The 25,797-nt window shown below is 37.4% G+C and carries 15 protein-coding genes and 1 pseudogene; 1 reads left to right on the top strand and 15 read right to left on the bottom strand.

Translation table 11 applies throughout. The annotated features are described in order from the left end of the window. Window positions 1–16: 16 nt before the first annotated feature. The 10 genes and pseudogenes from AC3B5S_RS05690 to AC3B5S_RS05645 all read right to left on the bottom strand — a co-directional run. Window positions 17–292, bottom strand: a pseudogene (locus AC3B5S_RS05690) (hypothetical protein); the annotation flags it as partial. A gap of 984 nt (window positions 293–1,276) precedes the next feature. Next, window positions 1,277–1,726, bottom strand: coding sequence for an ArpU family phage packaging/lysis transcriptional regulator (locus AC3B5S_RS05685; RefSeq protein WP_489769499.1), 450 nt, complete (start codon window positions 1,724–1,726; stop codon window positions 1,277–1,279). A gap of 113 nt (window positions 1,727–1,839) precedes the next feature. After that, window positions 1,840–2,034 (bottom strand): DUF1492 domain-containing protein, encoded by a 195-nt coding sequence (locus tag AC3B5S_RS05680; protein WP_489769853.1) that lies wholly within the window; start codon window positions 2,032–2,034, stop codon window positions 1,840–1,842. Window positions 2,035–2,398: 364 nt separating this feature from the next. Next, window positions 2,399–2,746 (bottom strand): hypothetical protein, encoded by a 348-nt coding sequence (locus AC3B5S_RS05675; protein ID WP_489775118.1) that lies wholly within the window; start codon window positions 2,744–2,746, stop codon window positions 2,399–2,401. A gap of 37 nt (window positions 2,747–2,783) precedes the next feature. Further along, complete coding sequence (locus tag AC3B5S_RS05670; RefSeq protein ID WP_489775117.1) at window positions 2,784–3,128, bottom strand: hypothetical protein; 345 nt, start codon at window positions 3,126–3,128, stop codon at window positions 2,784–2,786. A gap of 54 nt (window positions 3,129–3,182) precedes the next feature. Continuing rightward, window positions 3,183–3,527, bottom strand: coding sequence for a hypothetical protein (locus AC3B5S_RS05665; protein WP_489775116.1), 345 nt, complete (start codon window positions 3,525–3,527; stop codon window positions 3,183–3,185). A gap of 113 nt (window positions 3,528–3,640) precedes the next feature. Continuing rightward, window positions 3,641–3,985, bottom strand: coding sequence for a hypothetical protein (locus AC3B5S_RS05660; RefSeq protein WP_489769495.1), 345 nt, complete (start codon window positions 3,983–3,985; stop codon window positions 3,641–3,643). Window positions 3,986–4,039: 54 nt separating this feature from the next. Beyond that, window positions 4,040–4,387 (bottom strand): hypothetical protein, encoded by a 348-nt coding sequence (locus AC3B5S_RS05655; protein WP_489775115.1) that lies wholly within the window; start codon window positions 4,385–4,387, stop codon window positions 4,040–4,042. A 649-nt stretch (window positions 4,388–5,036) separates the two neighbouring features. After that, window positions 5,037–6,113, bottom strand: coding sequence for a glucosaminidase domain-containing protein (locus tag AC3B5S_RS05650; protein ID WP_489775114.1), 1,077 nt, complete (start codon window positions 6,111–6,113; stop codon window positions 5,037–5,039). 198 nt (window positions 6,114–6,311) lie between these two features. Next, the gene (locus AC3B5S_RS05645) at window positions 6,312–7,787 is read right to left on the bottom strand and encodes an SLAP domain-containing protein (RefSeq protein ID WP_489790182.1); all 1,476 of its coding nucleotides are present in this window, start codon (window positions 7,785–7,787) and stop codon (window positions 6,312–6,314) included. Between the two features lie 1,181 nt (window positions 7,788–8,968). On the opposite strand from AC3B5S_RS05645, the gene AC3B5S_RS05640 reads away from it, so the two are divergent. Beyond that, window positions 8,969–9,328, top strand: a complete 360-nt coding sequence (locus tag AC3B5S_RS05640) for a hypothetical protein (protein ID WP_489790181.1) — start codon at window positions 8,969–8,971, stop codon at window positions 9,326–9,328. Between the two features lie 108 nt (window positions 9,329–9,436). Here AC3B5S_RS05640 and tnpA read toward each other — a convergent pair whose 3' ends face one another. The 5 genes from tnpA to AC3B5S_RS05615 all read right to left on the bottom strand — a co-directional run bounded on the left by tnpA (window position 9,437) and on the right by AC3B5S_RS05615 (window position 25,650). Beyond that, window positions 9,437–9,901, bottom strand: a complete 465-nt coding sequence (gene tnpA / locus AC3B5S_RS05635; RefSeq protein ID WP_489790180.1) for an IS200/IS605 family transposase — start codon at window positions 9,899–9,901, stop codon at window positions 9,437–9,439. Between the two features lie 345 nt (window positions 9,902–10,246). Further along, a complete protein-coding gene (locus AC3B5S_RS05630; protein ID WP_489790179.1) occupies window positions 10,247–11,083 on the bottom strand; it encodes a hypothetical protein in 837 nt (278 codons plus the stop codon). A 973-nt stretch (window positions 11,084–12,056) separates the two neighbouring features. Then, window positions 12,057–12,590: a TetR-like C-terminal domain-containing protein gene (locus AC3B5S_RS05625; RefSeq protein ID WP_489790178.1), complete on the bottom strand. Its 534-nt coding sequence runs from the start codon at window positions 12,588–12,590 to the stop codon at window positions 12,057–12,059. A 211-nt stretch (window positions 12,591–12,801) separates the two neighbouring features. Next, window positions 12,802–23,514 (bottom strand): DUF1542 domain-containing protein, encoded by a 10,713-nt coding sequence (locus AC3B5S_RS05620; protein WP_489790177.1) that lies wholly within the window; start codon window positions 23,512–23,514, stop codon window positions 12,802–12,804. 246 nt (window positions 23,515–23,760) lie between these two features. Beyond that, window positions 23,761–25,650, bottom strand: a complete 1,890-nt coding sequence (locus tag AC3B5S_RS05615) for a mucin-binding protein (RefSeq protein ID WP_489790176.1) — start codon at window positions 25,648–25,650, stop codon at window positions 23,761–23,763. Window positions 25,651–25,797: the final 147 nt, after the last annotated feature.

Raw genomic sequence — 25,797 nt, 5'->3', positions numbered from 1 at the left:
CCATTATTTTATAAACTTAAAGAACATAAATCGTTGCATAAGTGACGCCATAAGCTGGAATTTGCGAATTAGGCAAAGCAATATCAATTTGATTTGGATTTTGATTAACAAAAGTTCCAGTATCATTCACCTGGCGATAAAGTACTGTTTGTCCATTAACTGGTTGATCCAAAACAATCTTCAAATTAGTTCCTTTAGGATAAACATTTAAGTTGGCCGCAACACCACCATATCCCATCGAAGATCCCAAAACTGCTGGATCATAGAAAGTAACTTTCACACGCGCTCCATTACCTGGTTTGGAACTAGCCAAGATGACATCGTTAGCTGACACCCAATTAGCAAATCCCACGTGATACCAAGCATTACCATTAACATCAATGGCCTTAGTATCGTATTTATAAGATTCTCCTGCTGTTAGGTTAAAACCAGCTCCCGAACCCTGAGGCGCATGATAAACAACGGCGCCATTGGAGGACAAAGTTCCACTAACATGAGTTAAACTTTGTAACTGATTGCCAACCTCTGTTTCACAGACCCATTGACTACCACCAACGTGATACCAATTACGTCCTTGACCATCAATAGCCACCAAATTATACTTCCATTGCGTATTAAAACTTAAAGTTTGACCAGTAGCACTGCCGTTAACAGACGAATAGACTTTGGCCTTGCTTTCCGTAACCGTTACAACCCCCGAAATGTTTAAATTGACATCCAATCCGGCAACCCAATTAGCAAAACCAACATGATACCAAGTGTAGCCCCAAGCATCGATTACCTTGGTATCATATTGATATGACTCTTGAGCAGTTAAATTAAAGCCTGCACCAGAACCATTCGGTGAAACCCGCACAAAAGCACCATTAGATTTTAAAGTTCCGCTAGTATGAACGGCGCTTTGAATTTTCACGCCAACTTCTGTCTCGCAAACCCATTGACTGCCACCAACATGAAACCAATTCTTACCTTGACTGTCAGTAGAAGTAAGATTGTATTTCCATTGCGTATTGAAAGCTAATGTTTGGCCAGTTAAACTACCAGCAACAGCTGAATAAACTTTGGCTTTACTTTCTAAGACAGTCACAATTCCTGAATTATCCATTTATAAAACTCCTTTCTACATCCACATTATTGAAATATATAATTAATCCATAACAATCACCCCCTTTCTGGGTACAAAAAAAGCACTTCATTAGAAGTGCTTTAACTAGCTATCTTTTTCTACGCTATCATTATGCAATGATTTAAATATCATAGGTGTTTCAAACTTGTCTTAAATTTGTTTCACTTGTTCATTGTAAACTACTAATTCTTGAACAACAGGTGGCCAAAATTCGGCAAAGTCACACAAAGCTAACTTACGATGACGATAATAACTAGAACGTTCATAGTGTAGACGCTCCATTATTTCCTGGTCACTATCTAGCGGAGTTAAATAAGTGTACTTTAAAATTTGTGCATGCTGCTTGTCATTAATCATCTCGTTAATAATCTGTTCACACCAACCACAAAAAGTTTTTTCATCAATATGTGACACTAATCGATCTTCTACATGATTCTTAGAATGATCATTTTGGGTAACGGTTTCAAAACTAGGCGATTGAATACCAAAGTTCCATCTTTGAAGTAAATCCTTCTTATGTTGATATTGACTTAAAATATTATCTGCATTAATAGCTGTTTGTTCAATATTAAGTAATTGTGACTCTCTTCTTCTTCTCATTGTTAACCTCCTTGTAATGTCTTTCAAAACTTTCAACAATACTATTATGCAATGGATATTATCCCAAGAGTGTTCCTTTAATGTGTCAAAAATATCCCAACTATTATCAATGTTTAATCATATACTTTTAACGAATCAAAGCGATTGGGCCAAAATTCCGCAAAATCACATAGGGCTAACTTTCTGTGACGATAGTAACTAGAATTACTATAATTAAGTTTTGTCATGATAGCCCTATCATTCTTTAAGGGCTTTAAATAGGTATATTGAAGTATTTGGGAATGTTGTTGATTAGAAATTCTTTGCATAATTATCTCTTCACATATATTGCAAAAGCATTGATTGATAAAATATTTTAACATCAAGTATTCTGATAATTTTTGCGAACGAGATGCATCAATCAGATAAGAGTAAATCAGATTATACCTAATCACAGCAGCTCTTTTAGTCTGATATTGAATTAACAAGTTATTAACATTAATTGATGTTAAATTCTGATTTAAAGAATTATTATTTACCATAGTTATATTCATACCTTTCTTACAAAAACCACCAAGCTGTTTATATTAGTAATTAAAGTAATTAAATTGAATAAAAAAGACCCCTTTTATGTAAGAGGTCTTTAAAGCTAATAAGTAAATTGTGATCACAAAATTACATTACAGTTTTTAATTAATAAGAGAATACTACATCAGAAGCGGACAACCACTTATTAGGAGCAATTCGAAAGAATTCTTCACCCGTGGATGAGTTATAAGCGATTTTATCAGTTTTCCAAGATGATTGATAATAGACACCACAATCAGGCACCATTTCTAGATTATCCTTATAAAAATGAGCAAAGTTAGAAGTTACAGTAACCACGCCCTTAGTTGGGCTAATCGTGATATTTCGAGTGCTAACTTGTGTTACATCGGGGGCAACCGTGTCTGCTGAAACAGCAGTTAATCCAGTCGTCACAACAGGGGCAAGCATGGCTGCACTAGTTACTAACATAATCAAACTTGACTTGAATCTCATTATAAGCTCCTCCTTACAAATAAAACTTTACCAATTATTATGAAAAAACAACGTCATAAGAATTAACCCATTTATTAGGTGCTACGCGAAAGTATTCGTTACCAGTAACCGTATCATAGGCAATTTTATCGGTTTTCCAAGATGATTGATATTTGAAGGTTAACCCTTGGACAAGAGCAAAACTATCATTGTAAACTCGACCATTTGCTGCAGTTATGGTTACCGTACCTTTGGTTGGACTAATAACCATATTACGGGTGCTAATTTGTCCTGAAGTGCTGCTAACAGTAGCTGCATTAACACTAGTTAAACTAGTACTGATAGCAGGTGCTAACATCAACATACTTGTTGCCAATATAGTTAAATTTGATTTTAACTTCATAATTTTTAGCCCCTAACTCTATCAATCAAATTAGTAAATATAACAACTAAATTATTAAGAAAATACTACGTCATCGGAAATTACCCACATATTAGGAGCAATCCGAAAATATTCTTCTCCTGTTGCTGAATCATAAGCAATTTTGTCTGTCTTCCATGCAGATTGATATTTTAAAACCCTACCAGGTTCCACTTGTAAATTATCATCGTAAATTCTACCCCATTGTGCCGTAATGGTAACTACACCATTAGTAGGACTAAGATTCACATTGCGGGTACTAACTTGCGTGGAATTATCATTAACCGTATCAGCACTCACACTAGTTAAACCTGTACTAATAACAGGTGCTAACATCATAGTACTAGTCATTAACATCATTAAACCTGACTTTATTTTCATAATATTCATCCTCCATAAATTTAATTTTACTTAAAAAATATCAATGCTAAATATTAACTGCAAAGCTGCAAGTATAGCAGAAAGCCTTTTCATCTGAAAATAGTATAAAAATATTAAGAAAATACTACATCATCAGAAATTACCCACATATTGGGAGCAATCCGAAAATACTCTTTTCCTGTGACTGAATCATAGGCAATTTTATCTGTCTTCCATGATGATTGATACTTAATATAACGCAATGTAATCTGTTTAAAATCATCAGTATAGAGACGACCATTTTCTGCAGTAACAGTTACTACACCTTTAGTGGGACTAATAACAACATTGCGGGGACTAACCTGTTCAGAATTATCATTAACCGTGTCCGCACTAACACTAGTCAAACTAGTACTAATAACTGGAGCCAACATCAATACACTTGTTGCCAACATCATTAAATTTGATTTAAGATTCATGATTTTTTAATACCTTCTAACTTAAAAGAAATATTCCAACCGTCAATAACTAAATTAGTATGAAAATACTACATCGTCGGAAACTAACCATTCATTCGGTGCAATCCGAAAATATTCTTTCCCTGTTGCTGAATCGTATGCAATTTTATCAGTTTTCCAAGCTGATTGGTATGTTACATAACGCTCAGCTACCAGCTCAAAATTATCCGTAAACAGACGTCCTTTTGATGCAGATACGGTAACTACACCTTGGGTTGGACTAATAACAATATTACGAGTACTAATCTGTGCAGAGTTATCATTGACTGTATCCGCACTAACATTAGTCAGTCCTGTACTTATTACCGGGGCAGCCATTGTTAAACTTGCAGCTAGCACTACTATCTTTGATTTCCAGGTCATTACTTTTTCCTCCTTATAATACCTTTATTTTGAAACCGATTAAATTATAACACCAAAAATTAAAAAATTAATAAAATCCAATTAAACGCTATGTTTTTATCTCTTAACGTTTTTATTTTTAGCAAAAATTTATAATTTGATAAATTTAAATCAAAGAAGAAAAGAAAATATTTATGGTTAATAGAAAAAATAAATTATAGCTAGTTTAATTTGTAAATTAATATAATTACATTTTTTTGACGTTCAAATCATAAGCTTAAGATCCTACAATTTCATAACTGATATTTCAGGTATAAATAACAATTAAAAAAACAAAATAAAAATATCAGTTTGGTTGAAATTGGATTATCATTATTCAAAAAAATTAATCCTCTATGTCAGATAACACAATCAAGAATCTTTCAATATTTAACTAATTTCTCTCGAATAATTTTGTATCACTTGATATTCAAAACCGTAGTAATGCCCATATAGTCATACTGTTAACTACTAAATTGAAGACTTGATTAGACTTGATTTGACAATATGGAAAAATCCTTTTTTAAATTTGCTTACATAAAAAGGATCTCCGAAGTTATAATAAATTCAGAGATCCTTTTTGCAAGCATTAATTATACATAAATATAAACAAATAAATTAAAAGACAAAATTACTGCATTATAGTTACATCATTAGCTAAAACCCATTCATCACCAGCTACTCGATAATACCGATAACCATTAATATTTTTAACTTTATCAGCTTTCCAATCGGTATTCTTAGGCAAAACCCGTGCTTCTATTCTAGTACCATTTTCATCATATAACCAAGCATACGACACAACGTTCGTTGTCCGTACTACGTGACGAAAAGTCTGAACTTGACCTGGCTGCAAGTTATCACTAGTATTGTCAGTCGTTGTAGAACTACCACTTGGTACTGTGGCATCAGCAGCAGCTGTATTATCATATTGCGTCAAATTATACGTATCAATAATGTCATTTAACTTGCTAGCATAAGTTGGATCCGTTGCATAACGTCCTTGCAACCAAGCTGTTGCATCGCGATAGCTAGTTGTATTCTCACGCCAAGTACCACTGTAATAGGAGCTATCCCAACTGACGCCATAACGTAATTTATCCCCATTATCATTAAAAGATTCCAAATAACTAGGATATTTACGGAAATAGGCATCAACTGAAACATACTGACCGTTAATCCACTCTAAAGTCGGCATATCCACTGAGGCACCATTATAACTCCCCTTAATGCCAAATAAATTGTAATTGGGGGCTTGGGACAAAGCTGATGTTCCCCAACCACTTTCCAAAATAGCTTGAGCCATCATGACTGATGGATATAAATTGCGCGAATTAGCAGCTTGTTGAGCGTAAGGAGCGATTTGTTGAATAAAGGCTTGCTGAGTACTAGTTGTCGCAAAAGTCCCTTCAGTGACCATTTTAGGGCTAATAGCCGGGGTTGCTGCTGGTGACACTGGACTAACCGTTGGATCACTATTTTGTGTCGAAATTGCATGACCGCTATCTTGTGTTGCTTGCGTTGCCTGTGCAGCCGTTTGATCAGTAACTTGTGAATTATTAGTTACTTGTTGTTTTGAACTAACCTGCTCATCACTAATAGTTGATGAGTTATTGTCAGCTGCTTGCGTTAAATTAGCTACACTTGGTAAAACGGAAGTAGTTAACAAAGCAGCTGTTAAAGTTGAAGTAATGAATGTTTTCTTCAAGAAAATCCCTCCAGAATTGATTACACTTTGATATTAAAGTTTTCACTAAGTGATTGCAAGTCATTAGATGATTTGTAACTAAAATAAAACATATATTTAATGGCCGCTTCATAGAGAGTTGTTTTGAGATCAACATTCATTTATTGTACAAAAAAAGCCTCTCAATCAGAGAGACTTTCAAAATTGAAATTAATTCAATTATTTAGCAGGAACTGCTGTACCTTTAGATGCAGAAGAAATCCATTCTGTAGGTGAAACTTTATAATAAGTTGTACCACCAACAACGGCTTTCTTATCATAACTCCATGAAGTACCACTTGGAATTAAACGTGCTGGATTAGAAACAAATTTACCATTTGTTAAGTTAAAGAGAACAGTGGCAACACCATCAGTAGCAGTGTTAAATACACCCTTTTCTTTAGTTGTTGTAATAGCTGACGAATTATTGTCAGAATTTGATGTTGAAGAATCTGAAGGCGTAAACGTTACGTCAGAAGCTGCAACATATTCTTTAGGTGATACTTTGTAATATACTTTATTATTAATTAAAGTAGTTAATTTACCATCAACTGCCCAGCTTGTATTAGCAGGTAAAACACGAGCAGAAATAGCATTACCTTGTCTGTCAACTAATTGAGCATAAGTGATATCAGAGTTAACTACAGCAACGCCCTTAACTTTTTCAAGAGTTGTACCAGTAGTATTCTCAACACCGCCTAAATTGATAGTACGATTAAACACGTAGTTACCATTTGTATCAGCTGCTACTTGTTGTCCATTAACGTATACGGTAGCCTTTGCAGCACTTGCTGGCAATTTCATTGTAACTTGTTGACGATAATAGTTAGGTGTTTTCACGCCATTAACTTCTGTGGAATCTTCAAAATTACCACTAGCGGGAAGCCAATTTTCAGTATTTGAACCATTATTTGTCAATTTTTGGACTAGTGCAGTAACGGTTGCATCACTAATAGCTTTACCATTTTGATCAACAGCCTTTACATCAGCCGTTCCACCGTAATTGTAGTTAGAAACTGGTGTGCCAGATTTTACATCAAATGATGCTGGAGACTGTACATATACTGAACTAATAGTATTAGCCGTAGTAGGAACTGTAGCATTCATTGTAAATGCCTTAGAAGCAATAGCTTTATTAGCATTGTCATAAATAGTATATGTGGCAGTCAAAGAACCACCATTTAATTTGATATCATTAATTTTATTAGTTACTTCATCAACAGTATTTAACTGTAAAGAACCAGAGCTAACAGTAACCTTAACTGTATCATTCTTAACTGCATCAACTAACGGAGAATCTGTTACAGGAATAGATGTCTGGAAAGCCTTTAAGAAGTTACTCTTAACAGCGTTACTTTCATCCATCAAATCATTAACTGTAAGTTTATGTTCACGTGGAAATGCATAAGCTGATAAATCAGAAGTTGCAAGATTAAATGCAGAACTACCTAATTTATCTGTAGTAGCTGTTTTATTTAAATCATAATTTACACTGGTACTTTGAATAGCATTTAAAACATTTGTTGCATCTGATGTTGCATCAGCTTTAACAACTTGTGTACCAGAAACGGAACTAATTGCTGGAGCAGCAACTGGAGCAACTGCTAATAAAGCAGCAGCTACAACGCTAGCGCTCACTAATGAAGTTTTCTTCATAATTGGTATTCCTCCTCGAGCTATTATAATTTTGAAAGACATTCATATTATATCATACATACAAAAGTTGCTAAAAAGTACACTAAATGATAGTAATTGGTAGTCGTCACTGTACTTTCTCATCAACTATCTGTAATCAACATCTTTCATTACCAACACTGTTATTTTAACTCAATTATGTTCTTTTGCAAGCGATATTCTTTTACATATGGAGAATATTATTAATTTGTAAATGTTTTGTTACATAAATAACATATTCAAAGAATGAATTTATTAGACTTCCTAAGAAATAAATCTTAATCGTAAAAAGAACGCGCGGTGCTAGTTGAAAAATGGTGCTTTTTTTCAATGCATTAGAATTGGCATCGTTAATCAGAAAGTTAAGCCACAATACACCATTATTGATAGTTTACCAATGCCTGTTTGTCAGCCAATCCGCATTTTATGTGCTAAAATTTTATGACAAATTAAAGAATACACTGCCACCAAAAAATCACACTATTATGGTATGGTTTCAAAGTTAGCTTCGAAATGGCAGATCAAGGTATTGTCGTTGCTTATACCATTACCTCAGCGAACTGGCATAATATAAAAATATCCCCTGAATTATTAAATCAATATCCTTGTTCAATTATTTTATCCTTTATAGGTTATTTAGGCTAAAAGCTAAAACAAACACTATCTCAAAAATAAACTAATTTTTGGACACCATTTAGAGAAAATACGAACCAAAAATCTAACAAAGTTAGTCAAACCTTTCTGAATCGGCGACGCAAAAAAATTGAAACAGTTTTTGCTCAATGGAACCAAATGTTCGATATTGAACGTAATTGGTCTCATTGTTTAGCTGTTTTTTTAATTCGACTAGAGCAATGTTTGTAGATACTTGAAGAAATTATAAAAAGATTCTTGCATACAGATAAAATCCTTTTTCATATCTTTTTGAAAACTTTAATTACAACAAATGTCTATCTCGGTGTCTTACTACTTTTTAAATAGCTAATTTAATTGCATAAGTGTTTTAGCCAATGTATAATTTTTGTGAGAGATAGAAGATTCTTTCTAAGAAGAGAGATGGTACATTATGAAACGAAAAATATAGCTTTTTAACTTTTAATTAATTTGATTTTGGGTGATTTAATAATTTTAATCAATACTTTTGATTGCGGAGAAAAAGTAAAATGATGATAAATATTGCTAAAAGTCCATCTAAAGCTGTTAATTACATGAAACAAGAAAAAGATTTCTTTGTTATACAAGATGAATCAGACAAATATAATTTTTATGATAAAATAGTGCAATCATTGCAGGCCTATAATGAAGAGGGCCAACCTATATACGACATTCAAAAATCTATGAACGTTAATCTTGATGTAAATAAATTGTTTGACCAGCTAATATCTATGGTAGGAAAAACTATTAAATTCGGAACAAATCATCATAATGATAAGAAATTTGATGAAATGATAGAACTATCAAAAACATATAAAATAATTTTGCAGGCGGATAAAAAAATTCTTTTCAAATTTGTGAACAAGTAAAGAGGATGTGTAAAGACTTCGTCCCTAAATAAAAAGGGCTCTCACCCGACGCAAAAAAGACTTTAAGGGACCCAACAAAACACTACTAACTGCTACTGCTCGTGATTTTTATTTGTTCTTACTTTTTAACGGATCAATGTATTCTTTTTTACTAATACTATCTTTGATCCGATCTTCCAGTTCTTGATCGCGTATATATTTGGCGATTGTCTTTTGATTAAGTCCCACTGTACTCACATAAAATCCTCGCGCCCAAAAACTACGGTTGCCATGATTATATTTTAAATTGGCATGTTGCTCATGAATTATAACTGCACTTCTTCCCTTTAAATAACCCATAAAACTAGAAACACTAATTTTAGGCGGTATTTTCACCAACATGTGGATATGATCTGGCATCGCATGGGCTTCAATAATTTCCACTTCTTTTAATTTACACAAACGCCTTAAGATTCGTCCAATGTCTTGCCGTAATTCTCCATAAATTACTTTTCGACGATATTTAGGTGTAAAAATAATGTGATACTTACAATTCCATCTTGTATGTACTAGGCTATTAGTATCTTGTTTCAAGCTTAGAAAAACTCCCTTTCGATAACAGTGTTGGTTGGTAGCCAAAAACTATTATATCGAAAGGGAGTTTTTAACGCTAAAGCTATTTCTGACCCCCACAAGTAAAACTTGTGGTTTATTTTCACCTTATTATGAATAAATGGAATTAAGTCCCACCCCCTATACCCCCTTATACCTGTAGCTTGATTTCGCGAAACTAATATCACAATTTTTTCATAAATTGCAAATCTCAATTTTGTCTTGCTTAGATAATTAGACAAAAATGATCCCCAAAATTTATACTAATCGATAACCGTATCAAAAGATCTCAATCAATGATAAAACTAAAGTACTGGTCCTAAATATTCAGACAAATTTTTTTTTAGGAAATCCCATATCATTTTCATAATACATGACAGCTTCAATTTCAGTACTATTAATCTTATATTGAACTGCCCCAAACGCATAAGTTTCAGGTCCTTCACTTAGCATTCCAAGCTTTTTTTTCAAAGACTTAAATCGTTTGATTAAATTTTTATCAGTTTGAAAATAATTAGGAGATGTATGAATATCTAATCTATCGTTTCCATGCTTCAAAACTATAGAAGCACTTTTAGAATTACTAGAAATTTTAACTTGCTCCAGTGTTCCCCAAAAAAGAACAGTTTTACCTATCAGACTTTTATCCAAATGTCCAGCAGCCATATGATTAATCCTAGGACTTCTATTATTCCTAACAGAATTCTCCCCCTTCTTCGGATTAATAGTACCTGTTCCTATGCCCCCTTTTGGTTCACCTTGGCCTTCTGTAATAATCTCTCTCTTAGTCCTTGGCTTTAAATCACGAGAATTTATTTTTTGCTTTGAATGTAGTACCGTATATAAATAATCACGCTTATTGCGCTTATCTTCGCTACTAAGTTCAACTTCTATGTTTCCACCATATGATGAAACTTTTCTGAATAATTGAGCAGTACTTGCTATAGGACAACTATCCTTATGATGAAATTTTGGCCAAGTGCTAATAAATGCTTTTTTGGCTTGTGTCCCCCTTCTAAATTCTAATTTTACACCACAGTATTTACAGTGTAGTTGTTGAAAAATCTCATTAGTAGGATCTTCTTGCTTTATTAAATTTAGCTGTTCAGGAGTATATATTTTTCCATCTTCTCCTTTTGCTTCTGGTATAAGATACCTTACCATTAGTTGAGCCTCCTAATTAATTGTTGAGAAAAACATATTACAAAATTAGGAACAATACAGTTAAAATATCTTTTATAATAAAGATAAATAGTGTATAGTTAATTTGTTGTGATAATATGTTCTAAAACGTTTAAGGTGGTCCAGCCGTAAACGTTTTTTCTCTAACTTCCTTTTATCACATTTTACATAAAAAATCAATTAAAGTCTCTCAATTAATAAAAAAAATTATAATTTTACCACATTTCAACTCTAATATAGCAATTCAAAAACACATAGTTTATAAATTATATATTTTAAAGCCAAAGTTAAATTGACTGGTATGTGAATTTAAGCGATGTTGCAAGATATATCCTGGCATATTTTGTCTCAAAATAATTTTAAATACTTTTTGTGATATACACATTTGTGTAAAGAACTTACATAATTATTTAAAAAATATGTTTTTAATTTGGTTCAAAAGTTCAAGTAATAGTCTATTAATATATTTTTGGCTATGTTTACTTAAGTAATTAATTAAATAACTAATTGTTAATTTAATTAATCTTTTCAGAATTATTTCAATTATCGTAAGAAACAGTTTTCTTAGAAGGAAACTCATCATTGAATTGTAATTATTCAATGATAAAACTAATAAATGTGAGTTATTGTTTAAAATTGTTTCAGTTAGCAAAGGTAACGCTACTTCTAATATGTATGCTATATTCATTAAGTCACCTCCTTACTTTAAGTAAGAAAGTATTTACTTATTTAAGACAAAAACAGTCGTTATTATTACCTAGCTCATCGCTTAGTTCTATTATAGTACAAGTTGTGATTGCTTTTGTTGTACTTTATACGAACTATCTTGATGAATTTATTAAAAGATAAACTGATGATTTTTATTCAGCACTAAAATGACTCTCACTTAACGAAAAAAGTCCCCCTTTTTCAAAAGGGAGACTCAACCGATACTATTCGTCATTTATATTTGTTCTTATTTATTAAATGGTCCCATTTCGATCATCAATTGGCTCAACTCTTCAGGGGAAATGTCTAAGTCATTCTTGAGCCACAGTTGCACCATGGCTAAGCCTCCAGCAATTGTATAAATCTGCTGGTAAACATTCCCCGTATAGGTATTATTCTCCTGGGACAAGTTCAGTAAATCGGTATGAAACTTATCATTAATTGGATAAGTAAACATCACTCTCATTGCTTCTTTATTTTGTTGCACAAACGTCAGAATTTTTAAATACAATTGGTCCATCTGTGACTGATATTCGGCCATTGATAACTGCTTTTGTTGGAACAAATATTCTATGAAGGCATGCATGACGTGATCTTCAACTTCTAACAACACATCATACGTTGAATTATAATGCGCATAAAACGTCGACCGATTAATTGGAACCTGATCACATAGTTGCGTCACTGTAATATCATCTAAGTCATTTTTTTGCATCAAATTAATCAGTGTGTGTTGAATCTGAGTTTTCGTCCGTTGGACGCGCCGATTCTCTTTTGCCATAATATGTCTCCTTAATTGTTATTTATTGATCATACTATGATCTATCATACAACTTATCCAACAAATAGTCTAAAAGTGTATGAAATCTTTTTTGATTTTTCTGAAACCTCAATTTTTGTTTTCATTTGATTAAAAGCTTAATTTTCATTCTAATTAAATAACTCCTGACAGCTTAAACTATCAGGAGTTATTTTCATTTTAAAGATTCAAATTAATTCAAAAGTACTTTGTCAGCTTCTACCCATTCATCAGCAGCCACCCGATAATAAGTATGGCCGTTAACGATTAATTGACGATCATATCGCCAAGGGTTTTGGTTGGTAACTGTGCGACTATTGGACTTCACCATCAAACTGCGAGCCGGATCATAATGATAAACGGGCGCACTGGCTTGATTAATGACTAAGGCACCCACTTTACGATTTAGAATCATCGCCTGTGGTGTCCAAGTAACATCGTTGACTGAGACAAATTCATTCGGAGCCACTTGATAATAAGTTTGACCATTAATTGTTTGCTGATTATTCGTCAACCATTGCGTATTATGACCTAAAGTCCGTTCGGCAATCACCTGCCCTTGGGCATTATAGACTGGCACTTGGGCTTTATTAGTTGTTACAACGCCATCTACAATTTGGTTATTGCCAGCTTGCTCTGGAGTCAAATCAACATCACTAGCTTTGACATACTCATCAGCACCAACACGATAATAAGTTTGACCGTTAATTATACGCTTATAATCAATCTTCCAAGCAGTATTCGCACCCAATACTTGACTATCAATCTGGTTGCCATCTTGATCATACAAAACAACATAACCATTAGTAACATTAGGTTTCACTGTAACCACACCTTTTTGCCGCTCCATTGTTGGTTGTGTTGGCTTTGTAGGTTCAGAACTAATAGTCGGAATAGTTGGTACTGTTGGCTGCCAGACTGGCATATTTTCCAGTTCATCATGCAAGGCTTTGAGTCTAGCTACACCATTATTTTGTGCTGCTAGGATAGCACTTAAGTTATTACTATCATGTGCCGTGATAATTTGTTGTTGAGCAGCAGAGTAAATATCATCAGCCTTCGCTGTCAAAGTAGCTTTATCTGTTGGTGAAATACTTGCTGCTGCAATATCCTGCAAAATCTGTTCATGAGCCTGATCCAAGGCTGCCATTGCACTTGCTTGGGCTTTATCTGCAGTCTCTTGATTAATAGCAGCGTCTTCGACTCCATTAATCTCTGTGATACCTGCCAATGCCGCAGCATTAGCTGTATCCGGCGTCGTAGCATTCTCAATCTGGGCCTTTGCAGCTTCAAACTTTTGTTCTAATTGATTTAACAACTCAGTCTTTTGTTCTTGCGTTAGGGCCATTGCATGGATATCTTGTTCTGCTTGTTGTCTAGCACTGGTTAACGCTGCATCTGCATCCGTTTTGGCTTGTGCTAATTGTGCATTCGTTGCTTGTTGCACGATTGCTGCAATCGCTGTGACACCCGTAGAGCTAGCTTGTTGTGCTAATTGTGGCGTCTTAGCCTGTGCAACATTAGCAGCAGCTTGAGCATATTGATCTTGAACTTGTTGTTCAAGACCAGTTTTATCAGCAGTTGGTAACGTCATGTTTTCAATTAATTGTAATGCACTAGCTTGTGCATTTTGTAAAGCTGTTAAAGCATTTTGCTGAGCATTAGTTAGATCAATGCCAGCATTTGCTTGATCAATCACCGCTTCAATCGCTGCTACCCCAGTTTGTGCTGCTTGTTGAGCAGCAGTAATTGTATTAGCCTGCGTAATATTAGCAGCAGCAGTATCATATGCCGTTTGCACTTGTTGCCGCAAAGACTGCTTTTGAGTAGCCGATAAGTTCATGCTATTAATAGCATTTTCAGCAGTTGTTTTTGCCGCTTGTAGAGTTGCTAAGGCGGTTGCTTTTGCCTGAGCCAAATCTTTATCTTGAGCCGCAGTTACAGCTTGGTTAATTGCTGCTACGCCCACATCTTGTTGGGTTGTTACATCAGCAGGAGTTGTAGTGGCCTTGACCTTACCAACGGCCTGATCATACGCCGCTTGAATGGCTTGTTTAGCTGCCGCTTGTTGACTAGCATCTAAACTAGCAACCTGACTATCAGCATTCTCCTTGGCCGTTTGTAATGCTGCGAGGGCTGAGTCTTTTGCAGATTGTAACTCTTGAGCGGCATTTTGGGCATCTGTAACGGCTTGATCAATGGCAGCAATGCCGGAATCTCTTTGCGTAGTAATCTCCGCTGCATCATTGGCAGCACTGATCTTATCTACAGCATGGCCATAAGCCGAAAGAATGGCTTGTTGGGCCACAGTTGCAGCTGCAGGATCCAAATGGGCGTCAATAATCGCTTGTTGGGCGGTATCACGTTCATCTGCCAAAGCCGCTAATGCTGTATCTTTAGCAGCTTGTAAGGCTTGAGATGTATCTTGCGCATCCGTTACAGCTTGATTAATTGCAACCACACCCGCATCCTGTTGGGTTGTGACATCAGCTGCAGTCGTAGCAGTCTTGACTTTGCCAACAGCCTGATCATAAGCCGCTTGAATGGCTTTTTTAGCAGCAGATTGTTGACTGGCATCTAAACTAGCAACCTGACTATCAGCATTCTCCTTGGCCGTTTGTAAAGCAGCTAAAGCTGAGTCTTTTGCCGTTTGTAAAGCTTGAGCTGTATTTTGTGCATCTGTTACAGCTTGGTTAATCGCAGCTACGCCCGCAGCTTGTTGGGTTGTGACATCAGCCGGAGTCGTAGCAGCCTTAACCTTGCCAACGGCCTGATCATACGCCGCTTGAATAGCTTTTTTAGCAGCAGCTTGTTGACTGGCATCTAAACTGGCTACTTGACTGTCCGCATTTTCTTTAGCCGTTTGTAAAGCAGCTAAAGCTGAGTCTTTTGCCGTTTGTAGTGCTTGTGCAGCAGTTTGCGCATCCGTTACTGCTTGATCAATCGCAGTTATTCCGGCTGCTTTTTGCGTATCAACACTCGCCACATCTTGTGCATTATTAACTTGGTCAACCGCATGTCCATAAGCAGCAGTAATTGCTTGTTGCGCAGCAGCGGCAGCGTCCGGATCCAAATTAGCATCAATAATCGCTTGTTGGGCAGTATCACGCTCATCTGCTAAAGCGGCTAAAGCCGTATCCTTGGCAGCTTGCAATGCTTGTGCATCACTTTGTGCTTGATTAATCGCAGCCACACCCGCAGTCTTTTGCGTATTAACCCCGTCTACATCACTAGCGGCGGTAACGGCAGTGACTGCTTGATTATAAGCAGCAGCAACTTGAGCTTTTGCCGCTTGCTTTTTAGCATCAGTATCTAAACTAGGATCAGCATCAATAACATCATCAGCAGCTTGCTGAGCATTATCTAAGTCCTGTAAAGCATTATTTTTAGCAGTTTGTAAAGCTTGAGCAGCAGTTTGCGCATCGCTTAAAGCCGCTTGAATAGCTTGCTTACCTGTATTCTTGGCATTAATCACGGCTGTGGCAGAATTAGCAGTTTGTACATTGCTTACAGCGTCATCATAAGCAGCTTGCGCAGCTTGAGTAGCGGCAGCTTTTTGAGCGTCATCTAGATTAGAATCAGCTGCAATTGCTGAATTCGTTTGGTCTAAGGTCTGTTGTAACTCAGCTAAAGCCGCTGTTTTATCAGCTGCTAATTCACTAGCACTCGTATTAGCGGCAATGACAGCCCCAGCAATAGCGGTCACACCATCAGTTTGTGCTGTATCAACTGCCTTCGTCGTGGTAGCGTCCTCTACCTCAGCTTGACTTTGCTTAAAGGCTTGGTCAACCGCCGCCAAAGCAGCTTGCTTCTGAGCGTCAGTTAAATTAGAATTATTAATTTCATTATCTGCATTATCTTTGGCCGTTTGTAAAGCTTGTTGGGCCGAAGTCTTAGCAGCTGCTAAATCTTTAACGGCTTGTTGAGCTTGCGTATAAGCATTAATAATGGCCGTTTGGGCAGCTTGTTGCGTCTGCGGCACATCATTGACATCACTCACGGCATTAATACCACTGACACCTTGATCGTAAGCTTGTTTAACGGCTGCTCTAGCAGCTTGCTTTTGTGCAGGTGTCCAATCAGCTTGGTCAATCTTGTTATATTGATCAGCCTGTGTTTGCGCAATAACCAATAAGGCCTGATTTTTCGCTTGTTGTAAAGCATCCGCCTTACCTTGGGCATCAGTCACGGCTTGCTCAATTTGTAATGTCGCACCGTCTTTAGCATCTGTAATATCAGACGTCGTAGTTGCGGTCTGAATGGCTTGCTTACCAGCGTCATAAGCGGCTTGGACATTAGCTTTAGCAGCAGCTTTTTGATCAGCATTTAAATTGTCATCCGCATCAATTTGATTATTAGCATCCGCTTGCGCCGTATCTAACGCGGATAAGGCAGTAGCTTTCGCATTTGCTAAATCAGCGGCCGCAGTTTGTGCATCCGTGTAGGCTTGATCAATTGCACTAATGCCGGCAGATTGTGCGCTGGTAACTCCAGCAGTATCGTTAGCCGCATTAACTTGCGCTACAGCTTGATCATGGGCTTGTTTAACTGCTTGTTTCGCCGCCGCTTTTTGGTCAGCATTTAAATTAGTATCATCGTCAATAGCCGTATTCTGCTTAGTTTGTTCATCATCTAAGGATTTGATGGCGTCCGTCTTCGCTGTTGCTAAATCAGCCGCAGCCTTCTTAGCATCCGTGACTGCTTGGTCAATCGCAGTGACACCATCATCCTGAGCAGTTTGAACAGCTGTCGGCGTAGCCGCTTGATCAACATTATTAATTGCATTGTCATATTGATCGTCCACCGCAGCTTTAGCAGATTGCTTTTGAGCTGGCGTTAAGTCAGAATCATTAATTGCTTGATAAGCTTGATTTTGTGCAGTCATCAAAGCATGTTTAGCAGCACTTTTATCATCTAATAAATCAGCCGCAGCTTGTTGAGCATTAGTTAATGCTGCATTGATTTGGTCTAAGGCTGGCGTTTTAACATGGTCAACTTCAGTCGTCGATGTGGCACCGTTAATCGCGTCTACTCCATCTTGATAAGCGGTAGCGACAGCTTGATGAGCGGCAGTCTTTTGGGCATCACTTAACGAACTAGCATCAATGGCTTGATCTGCTTGGCCTTTGGCTGTTGCTAATTCGGCAATTGCAGCTTGTTGCTTATTCTTCAAGGCTTGGGACGCATTATTAGCATCCACAACATCTTGTTGAATTTGTTGCACCCAAGTACTTTGTGCCGTTGTCACGCCAGTAATATCACTCGCAGCATTAATGGACGCTACCCCACTGGTGTAGTCAGCTGCGACTTGTTGATGAGCAGCTTGTTTTTGAGCCGCTGTTAAAGAACTATTATCAATATCATCGTCGGCCTTGACCTGAGCAGCTGCCAACGCTTGAATCGCATCTAAACGTGATTGTTTGAGGTTTTCAGCATCTGTATTGGCAGCAATTACGGCAGCGTTCATGGCCGTAATGCCGTCATCGCGGGCAGTATTGACATCAGCAATCGTTGTTTGATCGTCAATATTAGCTTGCGCCGCCTTATAAGCAGATGTGACTTGTTGGTGTGCCGCCGCTTTTTGCGCAGCCGTCAATTTCGTATTCCCATCAATCTGGGCATCAGCTTTTTGCTTAGCAGTCGTTAATTGCGTTTGCGCATCAGCTTGTGCTTTTTGCAAATCGTTTTGGTCAGCAGCCGTCGTCACGACATCATTGATTTGCTTAATACCAGCATTAGCAACATTTTGCACCGCACTAATCGCCGTTTGGCTAGCCAAATTATCATTAGCTTCTTTAAAGGCTGATTCAATTTGCTGAATATAATCTTGTTTTTGTGCATCCGTCAAATTAGCATGCGCATTAACCTGCTTTTCAGCGGTATCTTTAGCAGACTCTAATTGCTCCTTAGCCAAATCTTTAGCTTGCTGCAAGGCCGTCGCTGTACTATTGGCATCGGCAACCGCATTATTAATCTGCGTCACTCCATCTGCTTGCGCTTGGGCAATGCTTTGCACATTACCAGCTGCTTTGACATTAGCCACCGCTTGGTCAAAGGCAGTATTCACAGCAGTCGTAGCAGCAGTTTTTTGATCCGGTGTTAAATTCAATTGGTCTAACTTAGCTAAAGCCTGCGTCTTAGTTTCTTGTAAAACAGCAATGGCGTTGGCTTGATCATTAACCAAATTCTGGGCATCCGTCGCTGCTTGTTGCATTTGGTCAATACCCGTTTGTTGTTGAGTCGTGACAGCTGCGGTGGTGGTTGCATTATCAACAGCCGTTACGGCAGCATCATGGGCTTGGTTGACTTGCTGTTCAGCCGCCGTTTTTTGTGCTGGTGTGTTCCAATTTAATTGGTCAATTTTAGCTAAAGCAGCTGCTTGTTCTTGGTCTAAAGCTTGTTTGGCACTAGTTTGAGCAGTCGTTAATGCGGCTGTATTTTCTGTTTGGGCCGTGGTCAAAGCGGCTGCAATTTGCTCTTCGCCAGTTGTTTGTTCAGTGGCTATTTGAGCTGGATCAGTTTCCTTGCTAATTTGGGCAAAGGCCTGATCATAAGCAGCTTTAGCTTGATCTTGATAGGTTTTCTTTTGTGCACTTGTTAAATTAGTCAAGCCATTAATATCCGTGGTGATCGATTGTAACTTATTAGCTAACGCTTGTTGCGCATTGGTTTTAGCAGCAGCTAATTGGGCAGTGGCTAAAACTTGGTTGATGGCTTTGACGCCCGCGGACGTTTCCTGATCAGCAGCTGTTTGCGTCTTAGCTGCCGTTAAATTAGCTGAAGCTTCATTATAAGCAGCTGTCAAATCTTGTTGTGCTGTTGTCAAAGCAGTTCCTGTAATGCCAGCACTCGTCAATTGGGCTTCCACATTAGCTTTTGCGTTATCTAATTGGGCTTGATCTTGTAATTTATTAATAGCTAATTCACCAGCAGTTTGCGCCGTTGTAACATCATCGTTAGTGGTAGCAGAATCAATGTTTGATTTAGCACTAGTTGCGGCATTGTCAACCGCGTTTTTGGCAGCAGTAATTTGTTCTGGTGTTAAGCTCGAATTACTTTCAATTGCCGTTTTGGCAGCCGTAGCGGCGGCATCAATCGCGGCATCGGCATTATCCTTAGCTTGTTGTAACTGGTGCGCACTGACAGCAGCCGTAGCAGCTTGCGTAATTTTGGGCAAATCAGTACTAATTACTTGATTAACCGCCCTTTGTTTAGTTGCTGCCGTCAAATTGTCAGTAGCTGTTTGATACGCTTGACTGATGGAAGCTTTCGCAGTACTTAATTCTGGATCTTCAGTAATGCCAGCGTCACTTAATTGCTGCAAAGCACTAGCTTGAGCATTATCTAATTGCGCCTGGGCTTCTAGTTTATTGATTGCTAACTTACCAGCGGTTTGCGCAGAATTAACAGCGCTTGTAGTTGTAGCAGTATTAACATTATTCTTAGCTTGATTGGCAGCAGTCGTAATTTGATTCTTAGCCGTATTACGTTGAGCTGGTGTCAGGCTCGTATCGTTATCAATTGCAGTCTGAGCAGCATTAGCGGCAGCATCAATGGCCGCATTAGCTTCATCTTTAGCTTGTTGTAATTGATGATCATTCACAGCAGATGTGGCCGCAGCGGTAATTTTTGGTAAATCAGTACTAATGACATCATCAACACCGGCTTGATCATTAGCATTCGTTAAATTCGTATTTGCTGTTTGGTAAGCTTGACTAATTGCAGCTGTTGCATTATCTAAGTCTGTCCCCGTTAGCCCAGCATCATTTAATTGCTTCAAGGCGCTGGCTTGGGCGTTATCTAATTGCGCTTGCGCTTTAGCTTTACTAATTGCCAATTCACCGGCTGTTTGAGCAGTGTTAATGCCATCGGTGGTTGTAGCAGAGGCAATATTGGTTTTAGCATTGGCTGCAGCATCATCAACCGCCGTTTTAGCAGCAGTAATTTGCTCCGATGTTAAGCTGGAATTACTTTCAATTGCCGTTTTGGCAGCACTGGCGGCGGCATCAATGGCTGCATCCGCATCAGACTTAGCTTGTTGCAATTGATGATCGTTCACAGCTGTTGTAGCCGCAGCGGTAATTTTTGGTAAATCGTTATTAATAACGGCATCGACACCAGCTTGATCATTAGCATTCGTTAAATGATCAGTAGCCGTTTGGTAAGCTTGACTAATGGCATTTTGTGCAGTAGTTAAGTCTGTTCCCGTTAGGCCAGCGTCACTTAATTGCTTCAAGGCGCTCGCTTGGGCGTTATCTAATTGCGCTTGCGCCTTGACTTTACTAATTGCTAATTCACCGGCTGTTTGAGCAACGGTAATACCATCAGTAGTCGTAGCAGAGGCAATATTGTTTTTAGCTGCCGTTACAGCATCATCAACCGCCGTTTTGGCAGCAGCAATTTGCTCCGGTGTTAAGCTCGAATTACTTTCAATCGCTGTTTTGGCAGCCGTGGCAGCAGCATCAATGGCGTCATCGGCCGTATCACGACTGGTTTGTAAAGCAGCGGCCACTTCAGGATCCACATTCAATGGTGTCAAACCGTCAACAAAATCTTTATTGGCACTGAAAGTTAAAGTGTCACCGGGTTGTAATGTATCAGCGGGAATATCAAAACTAAAGTTACCAGCAGCATCAGTCTTCGCCATATATTTAGGAGTAGTATCGCGCCAATAATCAGCAGCGACAGTACCTGTCATTGGTGTCTGCGTACTACCGTGGTTCACAGTCACGTAGATATAGGTATTGCTGAGATCAGCACCAGCAGTCTTCGAACTAACATGACCTGTAACGTGTGTCTTATCAGTATCAATAGCCACATTATCCACGTCAATAAACGGACCTGCGGAAATAAACTCTAACTTCTTACCTGTCAAACTTTGATCACTTAACCAACCAACAACTTGTTGTTCAGCGTCAGAAGTTTTGCCCACAATATCACTCGTCGCACTAGCATCACTAGGTGCATTAATTGTGCCAATAGTATTGTTATTAACTTTTAAAGATAACTTATCTAATGGACCGGAAGTTTCTGTTCCGTGAACAAACTTCACATCATTTAACGTTAAGGTACTATTGTTAATCAATTTAGCATTGGCGTTATTGCTGGCATCTAAGACAAAGTCTTTCGGGTTATCAATATTGACCTTGGCTCCAGAAATATTCAATAAGGTCATGGCGCCGGTACCATCAACCGCCACCTTAAAAGTTCCACCGGTATTATTGATAGAACCGTTGCTACTGATATTAACGATAGAGCCCTTAAATGTATCCATGTTCTGACCATTAATATTGAAGCTAGAGCCTTCGTCAAGGTTTAAACTACCACCAACGGATACCAAGTTTTGATAAATGGTACCATCACTATTGATGTTTACAGTGGAACCCGATTCAAGATTAATTTTAGAACCATTACCAATATTAATGGCTTGCGCTGTATCTTTAGCGTCTTCACCAGCTACGTTGATATTTAAAGTGGACCCATCTTTGGCATCAATAGTTCCTGCACCATTAATATAAATACCAGCAATATTACTATAAAAAGCTTCTGACCATTGGCCATGGCTATGAGGATTTAAGGTAACCTTAGAACCAGAATCTAAAGTAACATTGCCCCCAGCACCAATTTGAATAACTTGATCTCTGTAACTAGTACCTGTAAATGTTGCATTTGATTCAAATTCAACGGCACCAGAACCACTAATTTCAATAACTTGTTGCGGATTGTAGCCCGTGCTAGTAACCGTGCCCGACCCATCTGGTGCATCATAACTTGGAACTGACGTGGCTTGAACGTTGTTCCGAATCACCACGGTTTGCCCATTAGCGTGAATCATCTGTTTGCCGGTATAAGTAATATTGTCAAAAACAATGGTCTGACCACGATTAATACTACCATCACTATTAACAGTATTGGATTTACCTGATGGATTAATAATCCCCCAATAATTAGAACCATAGAAATCAATATTCTTAAAGGTAATTGTATTGTCACCATTACCTGTAGTAAAACGCATATCCCGCATATCCAAATAATAGCGATTAGTTCCAGCTGACTCAATTGTCACATCTCGATTAACTATCTGCATATCGGTATTACCAGTTAATGTCATATCATTGTCCAAGATAATCGTATTAACATTGGCATTAGCGGCAGCAGCAGCTAACTCTACTTGATTCGTGACATGTGCAACTGTGTCATCAAAATTACTAATTTGTGGCTTCGTTGTGGTGTTCGTTGCTGCCACTGCAGCAGGTTTAACTTGTTGTTCATTATTTGTAGCCGCAGTTTCATCTGGTTGCTCATTGGTTCCTGTATTGGTTGACGTGTCCGTATTACTACTTGATTCGTCGTTAGCAGTAGTCGGGGTCGCGTCAGTAGCACTTGCTGTCGTAGTTTGAGCAGTATTGGTGTCATCTTGAGTTGGTGCTGGAGTAGTTGTTGTATTGTTTGCTTCAGCCTGATTATCGACAGTTTTAGTTTGTAAGCTATTAGCTTGTTGTACAACGGTTTGAATTTGGGCTTTCGCCGTAGTTTGGATATTAGTTAAGTCAGAACTGGTTTGTGCTTGGTCAATTTGAGTAGCAAATTGCGTACTAATCTCCTGCAACTTTTGTTGCAAGGAAGATGTTTGCTCTGCTGCTAATTGCAAATCAGTAATTTGATTCTTGGCCGTTTGAACATTCAGTTGCAAAGCACTATTGGCCGCTACTTTACCAGCTGCTAAATCAGTTGTTTGATTCGTGGTAGACGTAGTGGTATCCGGTGTTGCTTGGACATTGGCTTGACTGGCGGCATTATTATCATCAACATTGTCAGCTGCGGCGTTAGTCTTATTAACGCTCAACCATAAAGTTGATGAAAATAATGTCACCCCTAAAGTCATAAGTAATTTCTTTTTCTTCATTATGAGTCCCCTCAATTCAGATTAAGTAATAATTGTCAGCTAATTGCTTTTTATTAGTTGCCAAAAACCGCAAAAATTATCGTTAAAATAAGAATATTAACTAATTTAATACTTAAATTTAACCACTTTTATATAAAAATAGCCAATTATTCGCATTATTTTTATTGATATATAACTTTATAGCAACAAAAAAGCGACAATTGTTGGAGTAATTGTCGTTTTTTAAATATTTTTAATTTAAATTAATTAGTTTTTTAGGTAGTAAATATCCACAATTTGATTAGTATCAGTAGTTACAACATCCTGCGCATCAACCTTAGACTGATTGGCTTGATAACCGTTAATTGTAGGAACAGTAACTGCAGCCCATTTGCCGGTATTCCAATCACCGTAAACTGTCTGTCCAGTATTTACATCAAGATCAACACTGCGATTGAGAACAACTACTTGGTTTTGTGTCTTGATAATGCCACTGGGATAATGAATATTGATAGTCCGCACCACCGTCTTCGTTTGCATTTGCGTTTGTTTAGCGACTGCAACTTGCAACACTTGATCTCCAGACGCATCAACTGTTACTGTTGCTTGCGGAAAATCAATAATATCGTAACCAGCAGGGGCATGATAATTGATATTCAATACATCACCAAGATAACCAGTTAATTTTTGAGTACCAACTACTTGACCAGCTAAAACATATTGAATTGTAACAGTTTGTTCAGCTGGTGTGTAATAAATATCCACAGTTTGATCCATTGAATCAGCTGTAATGTCAGTTGCTGGCACTTGTGTGACATTTGCTTGATAACCCGCAATCTCTGGAACATCATATTCTGACCATTGCACTTTAGACCAATCACCATAAGTTGTGGTGCCATCATCATGCTTAGTAACAACCCGTTGAATCATGCCTGTTTGCGTCTGCGTTTGAATCGAACCATCTGGTTGATGGAGATTAATAGTACGTGTTACTGCCCTAGCTTCAACATCTCTTGGAACTGGATTTTCAGTATCCCAATCATAAGTAGTAACTTGATTACGTCCTGGCATATTCATCAATTCATGAGAAGTGTATTTTGTGCCTTGATCTGATCCACTAGTTGCTATCCAATATGGTGATTGAACAACCAAATTGGTACCTGCTACTGGTGTTCCTTGCACAGGAACATCTGGTAAATCAGCATTACTAAATGCCTCCATATCATTATCATAATAATTATAAAAACGCAGGTTGCTTCCCAATACTAAATGAGAAAGATTAACATCATTAGCAAACATATACTCAAATTTATAATTCTCTAAATTATTCATTTTAAGACTGCTGAGATTGAGACTTTGTAAAGAAATATTATTATCAAACATCCCCATCATGTCGTCAACTTTATCAGTATTAAAAGTACTAAGATCTAAATTCTTCAGACTTCTATCTTGAATAAACATATAACTCATATCAGTCACATTAGACGTATCAAGATAATTTAAGCCGTTGATTTTCTGTAAATTGGGTAAGTAAGCAAAAAAGTACACTAAATTATCGTTTACCGACACACCTTGATCAAAATTTATTTCGGTTACTTCATTATTATATTCATCATATCCCAATACTTCATCATAAATTCCGGTTCCTCGATTTTCTATCTGTCCGGCATGAAAAGTTAAAGTATAGTCATTTCCTTGATGTATAAAATCCCAATTACTGGTTCCCCAAGTACCACTAGTAATTAACTCACTACTTGATGGGGAATTATCTGAAATAGAATTACTGTCCGGAGTAATTGTCACAGAAGTAGCTGGAGCAGTAGACTCCGATTGTTCACTAGTTGAATCAGTAGCTGCACTACCAGCTTGTAAAGCAGGACTATTATTTGCATCGTTAATATCACTTGGCTGCAAACTATTATTAGCCGCACTATCTGAGAGTACATTACTATCTGAAGTATTGGCAGCCACCTCAGTGGTCGCATCTGATGTTGTTGCCACAGGATTTACATCAGTAGTGGAATTTGTTGGAGTATTTTGAACTGTGGTTTCTGTAGTGGCAGTTGTATCGGCATAAATTTGTTGTTGCGTCAATACCAAACCACAGACTAATCCCAAAAAGACCCCAGCTGTTGTTATTTTTTTCTTCGAATTCATTCGTAGATTCCTTTTTTGCATATTTTTTAAATTATAATTAAATATTAAAACTATTAATTAAAAAATCAAGTATAATATTAAAAACATTGCAAATATGAATTAAAAATTACATTTTAAAGCATATAAAAAAGCAATTCTTCACATTAG

Source organism: Bombilactobacillus sp. ESL1094, assembly GCF_058107425.1.
This window is presented reverse-complemented; position numbering and strand designations above follow the sequence as displayed.

Bases quoted from the DNA above. Each gene is read 5' to 3' on its own strand.
- AC3B5S_RS05685 (WP_489769499.1), bottom strand. From the start codon at position 1,726: ATGAGAAGAAGAAGAGAGTCACAATTACTTAATATTGAACAAACAGCT.
- AC3B5S_RS05640 (WP_489790181.1), top strand. From the start codon at position 8,969: ATGATGATAAATATTGCTAAAAGTCCATCTAAAGCTGTTAATTACATG.
- AC3B5S_RS05620 (WP_489790177.1), bottom strand. From the start codon at position 23,514: ATGAAGAAAAAGAAATTACTTATGACTTTAGGGGTGACATTATTTTCA.
- AC3B5S_RS05680 (WP_489769853.1), bottom strand. From the start codon at position 2,034: ATGCAAAGAATTTCTAATCAACAACATTCCCAAATACTTCAATATACC.
- AC3B5S_RS05670 (WP_489775117.1), bottom strand. From the start codon at position 3,128: ATGAAGTTAAAATCAAATTTAACTATATTGGCAACAAGTATGTTGATG.
- AC3B5S_RS05655 (WP_489775115.1), bottom strand. From the start codon at position 4,387: ATGACCTGGAAATCAAAGATAGTAGTGCTAGCTGCAAGTTTAACAATG.
- AC3B5S_RS05660 (WP_489769495.1), bottom strand. From the start codon at position 3,985: ATGAATCTTAAATCAAATTTAATGATGTTGGCAACAAGTGTATTGATG.
- AC3B5S_RS05615 (WP_489790176.1), bottom strand. From the start codon at position 25,650: ATGAATTCGAAGAAAAAAATAACAACAGCTGGGGTCTTTTTGGGATTA.
- AC3B5S_RS05630 (WP_489790179.1), bottom strand. From the start codon at position 11,083: ATGGTAAGGTATCTTATACCAGAAGCAAAAGGAGAAGATGGAAAAATA.
- AC3B5S_RS05675 (WP_489775118.1), bottom strand. From the start codon at position 2,746: ATGAGATTCAAGTCAAGTTTGATTATGTTAGTAACTAGTGCAGCCATG.
- AC3B5S_RS05645 (WP_489790182.1), bottom strand. From the start codon at position 7,787: ATGAAGAAAACTTCATTAGTGAGCGCTAGCGTTGTAGCTGCTGCTTTA.
- AC3B5S_RS05625 (WP_489790178.1), bottom strand. From the start codon at position 12,590: ATGGCAAAAGAGAATCGGCGCGTCCAACGGACGAAAACTCAGATTCAA.
- AC3B5S_RS05665 (WP_489775116.1), bottom strand. From the start codon at position 3,527: ATGAAAATAAAGTCAGGTTTAATGATGTTAATGACTAGTACTATGATG.